Source organism: Lactobacillus selangorensis, assembly GCF_001437205.1.
Classification (GTDB): domain Bacteria; phylum Bacillota; class Bacilli; order Lactobacillales; family Lactobacillaceae; genus Paralactobacillus; species Paralactobacillus selangorensis.
In genome coordinates, this window is record NZ_JQAZ01000005.1 from 1 (window position 1) to 13993 (window position 13993).

Consider the following 13993-nt stretch of genomic DNA (forward strand, 5'->3'; position numbering starts at 1 on the left):
GATTTAAAAATTGTCAACCACTATTTTGAAATGAATAAATATTCACTTTCTAGCAGGTCGGTTTTAACCGGCGACAACTTTATTAGTTTACTTGCTCATCACATATTTGTCAACTGCTTTTTCAAAAGTTTGTTGATGCCCTGTGCGACAACATTTAATATCATAGCAAGGAACTAAATATTCGTCAAGAACAATTTTAAAATTTTGAGCAAAAAAAGAATGCCTTTGAGAAATGCATAAATACCAACATTTCTCAAAAACATTCATTTTAGTGATTACTTTTCGCCAGTAATCTTGGTAACGCCACCCATGTATGGAACTAATACTTCTGGAATTGTGACAGAACCATCGGCATTTTGATAGTTTTCCAAAATAGCGGCCACGGTCCGACCGACTGCTAAGCCAGAACCATTTAAGGTGTGGACATAATGAAGTTTGCCATCTGCATCACGGTAACGAATCTTCGCACGACGCGCCTGGAAATCAGTGCAGTTTGAACAGCTGGAGATTTCACGATAGGTCTTCTGCTCTGGCATCCAGACTTCAAGGTCATAGGTCTTCGCAGAAGTAAAACTAGCATCGCCACTGGATAAGGTAATGACATGATATGGCAGCTTGAGCTTTTGCAGGATTTCTTCGGCATCGGCCGTCAGTTTTTCTAATTCATCCCATGACGTTTCCGGCTTGACGTACTTCACCATTTCGACTTTATTGAATTGATGCATCCGAATCAAGCCACGTGTATCACGGCCGGCGCTTCCCGCTTCAGAACGGAAACAAGGTGTCAAGGCTGTAAAGTAAACTGGCAATTGTGATTCATCTAAGATGTCATCCCGATAATAGTTGGTTAACGGCACTTCTGCCGTCGGAATCAAAGTCAATGGATTCTCTTCATCCAGAACAGTGTACGTATCATCGGTAAACTTAGGAAATTGGCCGGTCCCAAACATTGAATCATTATTGACTAAATATGGCGGCAGAATTTCTTCGTAGCCTTCCTTTTGATGTTCGTCAAGCATGAAGTTATAGATGGCCCGTTCCAGACGTGCGCCTAACCCCTTGTAATAGACAAACCGGCTGCCGGAAACTTTGGCGGCACGCTTGAAATCGAGAATCCCCAGCTTTTCGCCAATGTCCCAATGTGCTTGAGGTTCGAAATCATCGAACTTACGAGGCGTCATGACTTTGCGTTCCTCACGGCTCGTTGTGTCATCTTTGCCGACTGGCACTGAATCATCTGGATAATTAGGAAGCCGGACTAAAATATACCGGACATTCTCATTCAAAACTTCCAACTGAGCATCGAGATCTTTAATCTGGCTCCCAACGTTCTTCATTTCAGCGATTTGTTCATCGGCGTTGCCCTTGTTGCGTTTAACTTGAGCAATTTCTTTAGACACTTCGTTGCGCTGCTTCTTCAAGGTTTCGGTTTCGATAATCAGCTTGCGGCGTCGTGCGTCTAATTCCAATAAATCGTCGATCTCTTTCGGATCAATCTGTCGTTCTGCTAACTTCTGCTTCGCCCAATCTGGTTTTTGACGAATCAACTTTAAATCTAACATGGCTTTCCACTCCTTTGTGCATTAAAAAAAGCCCTTCTGTCCCCTATAAATTGGGACGAAAAAGGCTTTGGTTTCGCGGTACCACCCAAGTTCGGCTTCGAAAAGCCGCGCTTCATTTCTTATAACGGTAAGTTGCCGTGCAGCATTGGACTGCCCACTCTCACGCTGGAATGAAGGTCACGGACTCGCAGCAAGCATCCGTTCTCTGGAAGACCTCTTAATAGGCGTTTAATGACGTGTTTTCTTATTGCCTTTAAGGTACTTCATTTCGGGTCAATTTGCAAGGTCTGTTTTAAGGAGTTTGATCTGCCGTTTTGGCAAACGCACAATCACGCCCATTTGCTCCAGCTCTTTGAGACGGCGGCTGACTGTTTCCGGCGTCGTACCTAAATAAGTTGCTAAGTCTTTCTGAGTCAGCGGCAGATGAAACGGATTAGCTGCCTGCTGTTTGGCGGCGTCTTTTAAATAGAGGAAGAGCCGATTCGCCACGTCTTCGGTCGTCGTGCGCGTCGTTTGTGTTTCCAGCTGTGTAATTCGTTTGGCGAGCTCTGCCATAATATTCAGTGCCAATTGCGGGGTTCTTAATAGAAGTTCCTGAAAATCGGCTTGGTAGATTCGGCAGACGGACGTGTCGGCGGCTGCTTCAGCATAAGTCGTATGCCGGTCATGGGTAAACAAAGCATATTCGCCGTCAAAATCGCCGGGTGCCAAAATCCGTAGCAGCTGTTCCTTGCCGTTTTCAGCCAGCTGGTAAATTTTAAGTCGGCCCTGACTGACGATCAACAGACTGTCAGCAGCTGCGCCAGCTTCATAGACCAATGTGCCCTTGGGAAAATCACGGTCTTTGACCAAAGCGGCAATCTGCTGCTGATCGTCGACCTCTAAAGACCGAAAAACCGGTACTTTGCGGACACAATCTAATGCATTCAACGTGTGCATCATACTCACCCTTTCCTGAGAAAGTTCTCATTCCAACCTATATTCTCCCGAAAACTTATGTTATTCTTGCACTATCAATTTTAATAGTTTGGAGCGGCTCAAAATTGGTTTTTGAAGAAGTTTTTCTTGATAAAAATGCCCTACAAAAATATCAAATGTTTCAGTCCCTGGTTGTGACCGAACGGCAGCAGCTGACCATCAACGACTTGGCGACCGATCTCAATTTAAATTATCAACAAGCCTATGCCACCTATAAAGAATTGGTTAATGACATGGAGCAGATTACCGCGACGACGATCAAAACCGGCAAGTGGATCGAACCGGCCCAATTTCCGATTACCGTCGATGAATACCGGTTATTTCTGCTTCGCAATGCGATTGCGTTTCAGTTTATCGATTATATTGTCCAAGCCGATCAGCCATCGCTTGCCAAGTTCTGCAGCGAACATTTTACCAGTCAGTCGACACTGACCCGTAAAATGGTGCCCGTTAAGAAATTGCTACAGCACTACCGGCTCAATTTCTCCTATACAACCCTTGAATTTGAAGGCGATGAAAAAGGGATTCGTTTGTTTTTGAATCTTTTTTATTGGATCAGCTTCCATGGAATCGAATGGCCGTTTAAACATGTCCGGCTCGACAGCATTCAGGAAACCTTTGCCCACTCAGCACTGCCGGACCTGCATCCTGATCCGATTGTTCAAATTCAGGATCTGAATCTGATCGCCATCTGCCGACTGCGAATCCTGCAGAATCACATCATCTCAGATATGTCCCGCTACACTGATATTGTCGGCCCTGACCATCGGATTGACCTGTATCATTCCCGTATTTATGATGCCTTGCCGCATCAGCAGCGTGTCGCTGAAAGCCAGTTTTTCAGTTTCGTCGTCAACCGGTCCTTGCGCTACCACGAAAACTGGGGTTCTTTGCAGCAAGAGTTTCTGCAGCAGGATCAGTTCCATGAAGCCTGGATCTGGCAATTTGTTCAGCAGCTGATCGATAATCTGAGTTCTTACTGCAAACCGCGGCAGGCCAACAGTCTGCGGCACGATCGGCAGTTATTCGGCAATCTGCTGCGGGTCGTCATCAGTTTTACGGTCATGGAAGGTGACTACGCCAAAATGATCGATTTCTACTATCCTAGTCGGCTTGCTTATGAACAATCCAATTTGTTTGCGCTGGTCAAAAAGGTTCTGGCTCAATTACAAACACAAGCTGAATTTGCCTCAACGCGCCACTTTGGGGACACCTTTCTCCATGAAGTCTACTACTTGATTCTGCCCTATCTGAAGAGCTTCCGAATCAATCAAGTCGTCTATGTCAAAACAATTTTGGAATCAGCCGACCTAGTCACTCGTGAATTGTATACCTTCTTGGAAGATATGAATACGGTCGAACTACTCGGCAGCGACGACCCCCTTGAATCAGCCGATTTGGTGATTACCTCTCTGAGCACGACCGATCCGTACTTGAAAAAACTGGATTTGGAGGGCATCAAAGTCGTCAATTGGAATATCGACGCACTCGACTCCGATTATATGAATCTGTATATGGTAATCAAAGAAATTTATCTGGATAAGATCTTATAAGACAATGGTGTCTACCAGAAGTTATTGGAGGAGATGTGTCGGCCCTTTATGCTCGTCAAAATAAAAAGTTCCCTCACTGCAAAAAAAATGCATGGAGGGAACTTTTTTTGTAAAAAAAGCGCTTGATAAATTCTGATTTTATTCCGCCGCCCGATCTAAGGTATCATTTCGCGGGCGGAGCAGCCGCTCCCGAATCCGCTGGTACAACTCCTGCAACCCGTCATAATTCTGAACGAGTTCGAATCCGACAAACGACATCATTTCAAAATGCGTCATCGGCGTTTCGATCGACAGTTTCTGCTGATCGAGAAATTGGCCGAACAAAACCATAAAGTCGTCCAGCGTCAGATCCAGCTGCTCCAACAGTTCCTGAACTTTCTGCAGTTCATAGGTCGATAAATAATGGGCCAGACTCGGTTGTTCTTTCTGGAACGTCAGGGCTTCCATTTCGGTGACCATGATCTGCAGCAGAACCCGCAGACTTTTCTTCGGCAAATGCAAGGATTGATATAATCTTAACCGGTGTTTTTTTAGTAATAATAATTGTTCATATTGATGCTGGGCAAGTGCCCGTTCTTCGGCATTTTTCAAGAGCCATTGCACTAGCTGCCAGTCGCACAGCTGAGCATGCTGTTCACGGACACGCCGCAGTGTTTTCAGATCGACCACGCCCGGAACATAGCGGCGATAGGCCCCTGTTAAATAGGCAGCGTCACGTGCCACCCGTGCCCCAGCTTGTGTCCATTCGTAAAATGAAGCGTCCTGAACGGTCCGCACTTCCAGCAGCTGCTGCCGCTGCAGATGGACTAGATACCACTGAACATGGATTCGATAACGCTCACGCCAAAATGAAGCTGTAAAAAATGGATCGTCTGTGCGATGGTTGCCGGCCAGCAACAGGACAAAGCGGCTTTTTTGAGAAAGGTACATCTTCCCCCACCCTTTCTACCAAACAAAAATTCACCTCTTACGGTATCTGAAAGCGCTTTATTTGTCAACCTTACGTCTCACAAAAATCAGTTCAAATCATCCTTGAGATTGTGGACCAATTTTTGAATCAATAACTCCCGATGCTCGTCGGAATCATTCCAATCCACCGTCGGAATATCTTCCTGCCCTAAGGTCTGGGCGATCAGTTCAAAGACCGTCTGCGTTTTCAGATAATCGGCCCAGCGTTCATCGGCCGCATGAAAAACCTGATTGATTACTTGTGCACCTTGATGCGCAACGGGACGGAAATCCTGAAAGACAGTATCGATCAAACCGCTGTCCGGATAGGAATTGATCTGGCCTTCCGTCGCCGTCACAATATCATAGATCGTAATCGATTCTGGGCCTCGTGCCAGTGAAAAGCCGCCGTTATTGCCAGAAATCGATTTAACTAGACCAGCGACAACCAATTTGCGAATAATTTTTCGCAAATACGTCTGCGAGCCACCAAGCCGATGGTGAATTACCTGTGATGAGATCGGCCGCTGCGGATCCTGAGTGGCTAATAACGTAATAATACAAACCGCTTGTTCAAATCCTTTTGTCAGTTGCATGTTTCTACCTCGTTTTTCCAATCATGATGGGCCATTGTTTAAAGCTATTATCGGCCCTACAACCACAATATTCAAAAAAAGACACCCTTTCGGATGCCCGTACGCAGGATTGCTTTTTATGCTTGCCGTTTCTTTTCAAAGGTCGCTGCTTCCGTATTTTCATGTTTTTCAACAGTGACTGTAAAGGCAAATTTCTCGAAAATGTGCCGTGCTTTGGCCAAGTTATCGGCATCGAACGAACTGATATAGCCGTTGATGACTTCTGATTGGCCTTTGCGTGCGAGATTCAATAACGCCTGCAGTGCCAATTGTGCCAAGCCCAAATTCTGAAAATCATAAAAGGCTAACCGACTTTCTGCACCTAAAGTTTCCAAAACCGTAATATGCAGCGTATGATCCCAATGATTGAGTTCAAACAATAATTGACACTGAAAATCCGATTTGGAATGTCCATATTTATCGATATTTTCATAGGGGGTATACACAAAGATCGAATTCGTCTTCTGCTGACGATCGTCATTCTGATAATCCGTGTAGACCACATATTGTGTCATTTTGCCTGATCCATCATATGGCTGATTCATACTTGCCAAAATTGTTAGATTGTCATTTTTCTCTAAGGCCGCCAGTTTTTTTGCAAACGCTTGGTCCTGCTCAGCTTGTGTTGCCATTTATCCAACCCCCACTTAAGGATAATCCTAGTCTACCATCGCAAAAGGCACGGCCTTTTGTCACCCCTAAGAGTAGCATGAAAAGCTTGTGAAAACTAGTTTATTTTTAATTGATAATACGTAATTGGGGCTGAAATTTGACTAAATGGTGTCTCTGAAACCGTATACTGTTCCTGAAACGAAAAGTGCCGCATGATTTTAACCGAAGCCGGGTTATTTCCTGCCACACCAGCCCACAGTGCCTGCAGATAAAATTGTGAAAGCGCCTTTTCAATGGCCTGTGCAACCGCTGCCGTAGCATAGCCCTTTCCCCATTGTGAATGAATGATCAAATAATCTAAATTGCGGCTTGTTTCATCCGGCAATCCATCCGGACCGAGCCACGGCGAAAATTGCAGGAACCCGACAAAAATGTTTGCGCGTGTAATTGCCCACGTTTCAGGACGGGCCTGCAAGTGGGCGAATTCAGCCTGCAGAATCGCTGTATCTGTGCAGGGAGCCAGTCCTGTTGTGCGGCGATAAACGGGGTCCCGTCGCATTTCAGAAAAAGCTGCCCAATCAGAAGTCTGTAACGGTCGTAAACGGATTTTTTCAACCATCGGCACGTCCTCTTTTCCTAACATTCGAATTTTATTCGAGATAAGTTTACAATAAAGACAGTTTAAAAACGAATCTTTTTTAAGGAGTGGTTTGAATGCAAATCGTTACAGAAGCACTACCGCTGCAAACTGAAACGGCTGACAATACCCCTGCTTTTCTGAAGGGGTATCTGCATGAGCCCGATCCGGAGATTGAACGCGACCAATATCCAGCAATCGTGATCTGCCCAGGCGGCTCGTTTACCCATATTCCCGAACACCAAGCCGAAACATTGGCGATGGCGTTTTATAATCAAGGATTCCAAGCTTTCTACTTACGTTACCACTTCATTGATGAACAGACACCGCTATTTCCAGTGCCGTTCATCGATTTAGCTGATGCAATGAAGGCCGTCCGCCGCAATTCGGATGACTGGCATGTCGATGCAGAACATGTTGCTGTTTCCGGTTTTTCCGTCGGCGGTCAGATCGCCGCTGTTTATAACGGCAGCTGGATGCGGGAATGGTTACTGAAAGCTACTCAGGCAACGAAAGAAGAGTTGCAGCCGAATGCCGTCGTTTTAGGCTATCCTGTTATTCGGCTCGACGCTGGTTTCCCAAAGGATGACACATTAACGAAGGCTTTAACGCCTGACGTCGAAGAATTTGCCGCTGACATGCTCGTCAATGCGGACAGTCAGCCGACCTTCGTTTGGGGCACAGCCGACGATACGGTCGTGCCAGCCAAAAACGGACTCGTTTATGTCGAAGCACTGCAAGAAGCCGGCATTCCGTTAGAATACCATCTCTTTGCCCATGGGCCGCACGGCATGGCTTTGGCAACCCGCCAGACAGCTTCCAAACCGAGTGAAAAGTCAGCGCACGTTGCCCATTGGTTCCCATTGTGCATCGAATGGCTGAATCAGCAATTTGATTTGAACTAAACTTTAAAAGGACTTGGAAATTTCCAAGTCCTTTTTACAATGCCTAAAATAATTGCGAAAGCCATTGGCTGCCATACACTAAGGCCAGACTGTACGTCAGAATCGTCGCTGGTTTGGCCAGCAAAATAATCCAAGTAAATTTTTTGAAGCTCATTTTAGTAAGACCGGCGATCAGACAGAGAATATCATCCGGTGCAACCGGCGCCAAAATCGCTAAGCCGAAAAACCAATCGAATTTCTGCTGGTGGTCGAGCCAATGGGTATATTTCTGATACGTCTTGGGACTGACGACGTGGAGGATAAATGCTTGTCCATACCGACGGGCTAATAAAAAGTTGATCAGCGAACCGACCACAATGCCGACATAATTATAGACGAAACCCCAGACGGGTCCGAAAATCAAAACGCCAGCAGCGGTGCTGATTCCGCCTGGAATAATCGGAATGACGACTTGAATAATCTGAATCAGGACAAAAAAGACAGCCCCCATCCAGCCTGACGCCCCCAAGTAGCTTTGCAGTGCCTGCGGATTTTGAAAGACTCCTTGCTGAAGCCAATAGATTGAAACGGCCACACTCGCAATCAATGTTACGATTGAAACTAAATTGATCAGCCGCCGTGAAGTTGCTGCCTGCATTGTCCCATCCCCTTTTCCCTCAAATGTATTTCCAGTATAGCGATATTCTAACGAAAAAGCGGTTTTGATGCCTCCGTCGCAAGACTGAAATCAAGTCGTGCGCACTCTCGAGTCTCATTTCCCCACCCTTAATGTGAAGCATGGTACGGTAAATAAGTAAGGAGTGAGGAACGATGGCTCAAAATGATTCAAATACAGCCCCAAAAGTAAATGTAAATAGTTTTTGGTTCAAGGCGGCGGTCCTTTCGATCTCGCTGCTGTCACAAGCGGCACCGGCCGTAGCCGGCACCATTCCGTTGATGCGCAAAACCTTTGCGGCCCAGCCGTTGTCGGCGGTCGAAACCTTGTCGACGGCGCCGAACTTGGGCATTATGATTTTTGTCATCTTAAGTGGCGTGGTTGCCCGTCAAATTGGGAATAAAGCAACGGTCCTGCTAGGCGCACTAATCGCCTTGATTTCAGGAATTACCCCCGTTTTCACGAGCAATTTTACGATTGTATTGCTCTCACGGTTCGTGCTCGGTGCTGGGATCGGCCTGTTCAATCCGTTGGCGTACAGCTATATTACCTATTTCTATCAAGGCAATGAACAAGCAACGATGCTAGGTTATCAAACCGCCGTTGCTAATTTCGGTTCGGCGGCTCTGACCTTTATCGCCGGCATGCTGATTTCCGATGGCTGGCATGCTGCCTATTGGGTCTACTTATCTGCTTTGATTATTTTACTGCTTGTGGCCTTCTTTATCCCGAATGTCAAAGCCAACAAGCAAAGTGCGACAAAACTGACCACCAACAAATCCGTCGTTGGTTACGCACTTTACATCCTGCTGATTTACGCTTCTTTCTACTGTGTCATCGTCAAATTAGCCTCTCTTTTGACCGAAAAAAGTTATGGGAACGGCAGTACTGCCAGCACGTTAATCAGTATCATGACCATCGTCGGCGTCATCGCCAGCATTTTCTACGGCCGTTTTTACAAGGCCCTCAAGAAATTTGTTCTGCCAATTGCGGTTCTGGGTTTAGACATTTTGATTGGTTTGATTGCCCTTTCCAATAATGTTTGGTTAACGGCCATTGAAGTCGGACTCGTCGGGGTCTGCTTCGTCATGGTCAATCCATATCTCTTCGGCCAAGCCAGCAATCATGGACCACAAGGTGCCGATACGGCGACCAGCTCACTGCTGCTGATGGGCATCAACTTAGGCTGCTTCGTGGCGCCGATGTTCATCGACTTCATTGCGAGTTTCTTCCACAATGAAACGGCCAGTTTTGCGCTGATTATTTCTAGTGTCCTGCTGATCGTGATCGGCGCCATCAATTTCGTGCTCGACCTCAAGCCGGCTAAGAAAGCCTGAAAATGACGGTTGACATTTCGTTCAGATTTTCCTACAATAATTGCAAGTTAAAAATGTCCTTTTAAAGGTAGTCCAGTGAGGCTAACAAGGGAGCGGCTGAAACATGCAAAGACCCGCTCTAGGTTTAGAGTGGGTCTTTTTGTGTCATCAGACTGCTTCCGCAACAAAGTGGAGGTTGGAAAATTTATGGCAAAACAAGCAATTCATGCAACAACGACGGCAGAACGGTCGATGTCGTCCTGGGATCTCTTCGCCACGTGGATCGGCGCCAACGCCAATAACGGCACGTGGTATATCGGCGGCGTCATCGCCGCCGCCGGTTTAGTCACAGCATCCAAATTGCTAATTTTAGTCGGCATCGGTTCATACGTTTTACTGGCACTAGCGTCCTACATGGGTTACAAAACGGGGGTTTCGGCGATGGGACTGACACGAGCCTCATTCGGCGTCAAAGGATCAATCCTGCCGTCACTGATTAACGTCATCCAGTTTATCGGCTGGGCGGCGACCAATACGTATATTGCCGCCACGTCAATCAGCTTCATCCTGAAAGAAGTGCTCGGTTGGGCCAATAATCCCACCACCAATCACCTCAGTTTGATTTTCGGAATTCTGATCATGTCGGTCCTGCATTTAATCAGCATTTCGCTAGGTGAATGCTCGGTGCGCTGGATCGAACGAGTCGGGATCATTTTGGTCATCATTTTTGTAACATGGGAATCGATTGTCGTTTTCACAATGGTTCCCTTTAAAGAATTGCTTGCTTGGCATCCGGCAGCTAAATCCATCTTGCCCAACGGAAAAGTGATCGATATCTTAGCGGCATTCAATTTGGCCTGGGTCACGGCTGCGGCCGACTTCAGCCGCTTTACATCCAGCAAGAAAGCCGCCACCACCTATTCGTTCTTAGGCGCCAACATCGGCTTAATCTGGTTTGCCTTTATCGGTTTGACCGCTACGATTGCAACGGCAGTTACGCTGAATCATTTTGACCCCAACAATGCCGACCCTAGTACCATTGCTGCTAAACTCGGCCTAGGCGTTTTAGCGCTGCTCGTCATCGTCCTGACTAGCACAACTGCCAACGCTGTCAATTTGATGGCGGCCGGCTCCGCCCTGACCAATATTTTCCACAAGTTAAAGCTGACACCAGCCTTGTGGATTGTGACTTTGATTGCAACGGCGATTACCTTTATCCCCGTTTATGTGGCCAGTTTTCTGACGACCTTCGAAGCCTTTCTTGATGGAATCGGGATGCTGCTCGGACCGGAAATTGCAATTTTCCTAATCGACTATTTTGTCCTCAAGCACCGGCATTACCAAGTCGACCAGTTAACCGCCGCCAATGGTGCCTATTGGTATCGTCATGGTTACAATTGGGCCGCTATCATTTCGTGGGGAATCGGCGTGGCCAGCTATCTATTTTTGAATCAATTCAGCCTGATCACCCAAACGACAGGCGCCACTTTCATCGCCATGTTCATCACAGCTGGTGTCTATACGCTCGCCATGCAGTTCCAGCCTGCCGTCACATTTGCAAAGGAGAAATAACATGTTAATCAAACAAGTCCATATTGAAAATGAAACCGAACCCCAAGACGTCCGTATTGAAGACGGCCAGTTTGCCGCCATTGCTTCACATCTGGAACCACATGCGAATGAACAAGTCTTTGATGCGACGGACCAATTGATGCTGCCACCGTATGTCGATCCGCACGTTCATTTGGATTCCACCATGACGGCCGGCCAGCCTGAATGGAACGAATCTGGTACTTTGTTTGACGGCATCTGCATCTGGTCGGAACGTAAAAAATCTTTGACCCATGATGATGTGAAGCAGCGCGCCATTCAGGCACTGAAAATTCAAGCCAGCCATGGCATCCAATTTGTCCGCTCCCATGTCGATGTGACTGACCCCGATTTAGTTGCTTTGAAAGCCTTGATTGAAGTGCGCGCAGAGGTCAAAGACTGGATGGAACTGCAGCTGGTCGCTTTTCCGCAGGAAGGAATTCTCTCCTTCCCGCATGGCAAAGAACTGATGGAAGAAGCCGCTAAAACCGGTGTCGATGTTATTGGTGCGATTCCCCATTACGAATTCAACCGGGAATATTCCGTCGAGTCGCTTCATTTTGCCTTCGATTTGGCTCAGAAATACGATTTGCTGTTCGATGCCCATACCGATGAAATCGACGACCCCAATTCACGCAGCCTCGAAACAGTCGCTACTTTAGCACTGGAAACCGGTATGAAGGATAAGGTAACCGCCTCACACACAACAGCAATGGGCTCTTACAACGATGCCTATACGTATAAATTGATGCGGCTGCTCAAAATGTCGGGCATGAACTTCATTTCCAATCCGCTTGTCAACATGTTTCTTGGCGGCCGGTTCGATACCTATCCAAAACGGCGGGGCCTGACACGTGTCAAAGAACTGACCGAAAACGGCATCAATGTAGCCTTTGGCGAGGATGATATCAAGGACCCTTGGTACCCAATGGGCGATGGCAACATGCTCGATGTGCTCCATGAAGGTTTGCATGCCACTCAAATGATGGGCTATTCGCAAATTATGAATTCTTATCAATTTGTAACGACGCATGGGGCCAAGGCAATGCACGTCATGGATCATTATGGCATTGCAGTCGGCAAACCAGCCAACTTTATGCTGCTGGACAGCACCAATTTCTACGACGCTCTGAATACACGTGCCGCCGTGACACTATCCGTACATCATGGCAATATCATCAGTGAAACCAAACCAGCTGAAAATAAATTATTTATCTGATCAATTTAAAAAAGCAAGCCCATGACAATAACTTGAGGCTTGCTTTTTTATTTACAGATTCAAATAAATCGATAGAAACATGCAGGTCGTCCCTAACATCACAAAGAGGTGCCAGATGAGGTGGCCGGCTAAACCGCCTTTGAAACGACGGGTGATGCTGTAAATAACGGCCCCAAGTGTAAAGACAATCCCGCCAGCGACTAACAGCCAGAAACCGCTGGTCGAAAGATTGGCATATAACGGTTTGACGGCCAGCATGCACAACCACCCCATCGCCACATAAATGGTCGTCTCGACGTTTTGAAAACGACCATCCGTTAAAATATGCAGCAAAATGCCGCCGATGGCTAATAACCAAATTCCAGCTAGCAGCCAGCGCCCCAGCGTATTAGCGATCACGATCAGGCAGTACGGCGTATATGTGCCGGCAATCAGCAGAAAGATGTTGCTGTGGTCGATGATTTGAAAAAAACGGTGGACTTTCGTAAAGACGAAACTGTGATACAACGTCGACGCTAGGTATAAACTGATCAGCGTCACACTATAGATGACCAGACTAGTCATCTCAATCTGATCGAGCTGCAGATAATCGGCTTTGCCAAATAAGAAGGCTAAAGCAATCAGACTGCCAATCAAACCGATGCCGTGCGTCACAGCATTTAAGATTTCTAAAACGATGGTTGTAGTGGTAATCGAGCGCTTCTGCATCTGATCCACATCCTTTCTTTGCACCTAGTATAAAGACATGTAAATGAATAGTCAACCACACATAGAATTTTATTCTACATGATGCCATCAGCCGCAAAATGTGGCATAATAGGAACAACTAATAATGAAACGAGGCACCACCATGACAAGTTTTCAAACTTGGCGCCGCACCTTTCAGCAGCAACGGATGCCCGCCTGGGATGAACTACCCGATTTAGAACTATATATGGACCAAGTAATCAGCAAGGTCAACCAGTATCTCGATCCAATCCTGCAAACACAGATCACCAAAACGATGATTAATAGTTATGTCAAAAAGGAATTGGTCGAACGGCCGGTCAAAAAGCGTTACACACGCAACCAATTAGCCGAACTACTGATGATCAGTTTTTACAAAACCGTCTTTTCGCTCGATGAAATTCAGAAAATGCTGACACGAATGACAGCACATCAGCCGCTCGAAGCCGCCTACTCTCATTGGATCGAACTGGTCAATGCCGAACTGAGCGCCTTGGACAAACCGACCGAACTGCCGTCCGAAACGCCCTCTTTGCAGATGTCGCAGCAGATTGCCATCCGAACAGTCCTCTACAAACTCGTCAGCACCGCATTGATTCAAGTCGACCCGCAATCTAACTAATTTGAACAGATTAGACTGAATATTGTATACTTTGT

At 46.6% G+C, this 13993-nt stretch carries 14 protein-coding genes; 6 read left to right on the top strand and 8 right to left on the bottom strand.

The features are described 5' to 3' along the window. Positions 1–275 precede the first annotated feature (275 nt). Both serS and IV40_RS07080 read right to left on the bottom strand, forming a co-directional pair. Positions 276–1562, bottom strand: a complete 1287-nt coding sequence (serS, locus tag IV40_RS07075) for a serine--tRNA ligase (RefSeq protein ID WP_057769971.1) — start codon at positions 1560–1562, stop codon at positions 276–278. A 273-nt stretch (positions 1563–1835) separates the two neighbouring features. Beyond that, a complete protein-coding gene (locus IV40_RS07080) occupies positions 1836–2504 on the bottom strand; it encodes a Crp/Fnr family transcriptional regulator (protein WP_057769974.1) in 669 nt (222 codons plus the stop codon). A gap of 101 nt (positions 2505–2605) precedes the next feature. Here IV40_RS07080 and IV40_RS07085 point away from each other — a divergent pair, with 101 nt between their 5' ends. Continuing rightward, positions 2606–4093 carry a helix-turn-helix domain-containing protein gene (locus IV40_RS07085; protein WP_057769976.1) on the top strand — a complete coding sequence of 496 codons (1488 nt, stop codon included), beginning with the start codon at positions 2606–2608 and terminating at the stop codon, positions 4091–4093. Positions 4094–4231: 138 nt separating this feature from the next. On the opposite strand, the gene IV40_RS07090 is transcribed toward IV40_RS07085, so the two are convergent. The 4 genes from IV40_RS07090 to IV40_RS07105 form a co-directional block, all read right to left on the bottom strand. Next, a complete protein-coding gene (locus tag IV40_RS07090; RefSeq protein WP_057769979.1) occupies positions 4232–5023 on the bottom strand; it encodes a hypothetical protein in 792 nt (263 codons plus the stop codon). 86 nt (positions 5024–5109) lie between these two features. Then, entirely contained in the window at positions 5110–5637 is a 528-nt protein-coding gene (locus IV40_RS07095) for an Rrf2 family transcriptional regulator (RefSeq protein WP_057769981.1), read from the bottom strand. 116 nt (positions 5638–5753) lie between these two features. Next, positions 5754–6308, bottom strand: coding sequence for a hypothetical protein (locus tag IV40_RS07100; protein WP_057769983.1), 555 nt, complete (start codon positions 6306–6308; stop codon positions 5754–5756). Between the two features lie 95 nt (positions 6309–6403). After that, on the bottom strand, positions 6404–6907 hold the full coding sequence (locus IV40_RS07105) for a GNAT family N-acetyltransferase (RefSeq protein ID WP_057769985.1): 504 nt from the start codon (positions 6905–6907) through the stop codon (positions 6404–6406). A gap of 95 nt (positions 6908–7002) precedes the next feature. Between IV40_RS07105 and IV40_RS07110 the strand changes: the two genes are divergently transcribed. After that, positions 7003–7830, top strand: a complete 828-nt coding sequence (locus IV40_RS07110) for a lp_1002 family arylesterase (RefSeq protein WP_057769987.1) — start codon at positions 7003–7005, stop codon at positions 7828–7830. 43 nt (positions 7831–7873) lie between these two features. Here the strand turns inward: IV40_RS07110 and IV40_RS07115 are convergent, their stop codons facing one another. Beyond that, positions 7874–8467, bottom strand: a complete 594-nt coding sequence (locus IV40_RS07115; protein ID WP_057769989.1) for a TVP38/TMEM64 family protein — start codon at positions 8465–8467, stop codon at positions 7874–7876. 173 nt (positions 8468–8640) lie between these two features. On the opposite strand from IV40_RS07115, the gene IV40_RS07120 reads away from it, so the two are divergent. The 3 genes from IV40_RS07120 (at position 8641) to codA (ending at position 12610) form a co-directional block, all read left to right on the top strand. After that, positions 8641–9822, top strand: coding sequence for an MFS transporter (locus IV40_RS07120; protein WP_057769991.1), 1182 nt, complete (start codon positions 8641–8643; stop codon positions 9820–9822). A 186-nt stretch (positions 9823–10008) separates the two neighbouring features. Beyond that, entirely contained in the window at positions 10009–11373 is a 1365-nt protein-coding gene (locus tag IV40_RS07125) for a cytosine permease (protein ID WP_057769993.1), read from the top strand. A 1-nt stretch (position 11374) separates the two neighbouring features. Continuing rightward, the gene (gene codA, locus IV40_RS07130; protein ID WP_057769996.1) at positions 11375–12610 is read left to right on the top strand and encodes a cytosine deaminase; all 1236 of its coding nucleotides are present in this window, start codon (positions 11375–11377) and stop codon (positions 12608–12610) included. Positions 12611–12661: 51 nt separating this feature from the next. Here the strand turns inward: codA and trhA are convergent, their stop codons facing one another. Then, a complete protein-coding gene (gene trhA / locus IV40_RS07135) occupies positions 12662–13318 on the bottom strand; it encodes a PAQR family membrane homeostasis protein TrhA (RefSeq protein WP_057769998.1) in 657 nt (218 codons plus the stop codon). 142 nt (positions 13319–13460) lie between these two features. Between trhA and IV40_RS07140 the strand changes: the two genes are divergently transcribed. Next, positions 13461–13958 carry a DUF1836 domain-containing protein gene (locus IV40_RS07140; RefSeq protein ID WP_057770000.1) on the top strand — a complete coding sequence of 166 codons (498 nt, stop codon included), beginning with the start codon at positions 13461–13463 and terminating at the stop codon, positions 13956–13958. The last annotated feature ends 35 nt before the right edge of the window (positions 13959–13993 follow it).

Bases quoted from the DNA above. Each gene is read 5' to 3' on its own strand.
- codA (WP_057769996.1), top strand. From the start codon at position 11,375: ATGTTAATCAAACAAGTCCATATTGAAAATGAAACCGAACCCCAAGAC.
- IV40_RS07110 (WP_057769987.1), top strand. From the start codon at position 7,003: ATGCAAATCGTTACAGAAGCACTACCGCTGCAAACTGAAACGGCTGAC.
- IV40_RS07105 (WP_057769985.1), bottom strand. From the start codon at position 6,907: ATGGTTGAAAAAATCCGTTTACGACCGTTACAGACTTCTGATTGGGCA.
- IV40_RS07140 (WP_057770000.1), top strand. From the start codon at position 13,461: ATGACAAGTTTTCAAACTTGGCGCCGCACCTTTCAGCAGCAACGGATG.
- trhA (WP_057769998.1), bottom strand. From the start codon at position 13,318: ATGCAGAAGCGCTCGATTACCACTACAACCATCGTTTTAGAAATCTTA.
- IV40_RS07120 (WP_057769991.1), top strand. From the start codon at position 8,641: ATGGCTCAAAATGATTCAAATACAGCCCCAAAAGTAAATGTAAATAGT.
- IV40_RS07100 (WP_057769983.1), bottom strand. From the start codon at position 6,308: ATGGCAACACAAGCTGAGCAGGACCAAGCGTTTGCAAAAAAACTGGCG.
- IV40_RS07090 (WP_057769979.1), bottom strand. From the start codon at position 5,023: ATGTACCTTTCTCAAAAAAGCCGCTTTGTCCTGTTGCTGGCCGGCAAC.
- IV40_RS07080 (WP_057769974.1), bottom strand. From the start codon at position 2,504: ATGATGCACACGTTGAATGCATTAGATTGTGTCCGCAAAGTACCGGTT.
- IV40_RS07115 (WP_057769989.1), bottom strand. From the start codon at position 8,467: ATGCAGGCAGCAACTTCACGGCGGCTGATCAATTTAGTTTCAATCGTA.
- IV40_RS07125 (WP_057769993.1), top strand. From the start codon at position 10,009: ATGGCAAAACAAGCAATTCATGCAACAACGACGGCAGAACGGTCGATG.
- serS (WP_057769971.1), bottom strand. From the start codon at position 1,562: ATGTTAGATTTAAAGTTGATTCGTCAAAAACCAGATTGGGCGAAGCAG.
- IV40_RS07095 (WP_057769981.1), bottom strand. From the start codon at position 5,637: ATGCAACTGACAAAAGGATTTGAACAAGCGGTTTGTATTATTACGTTA.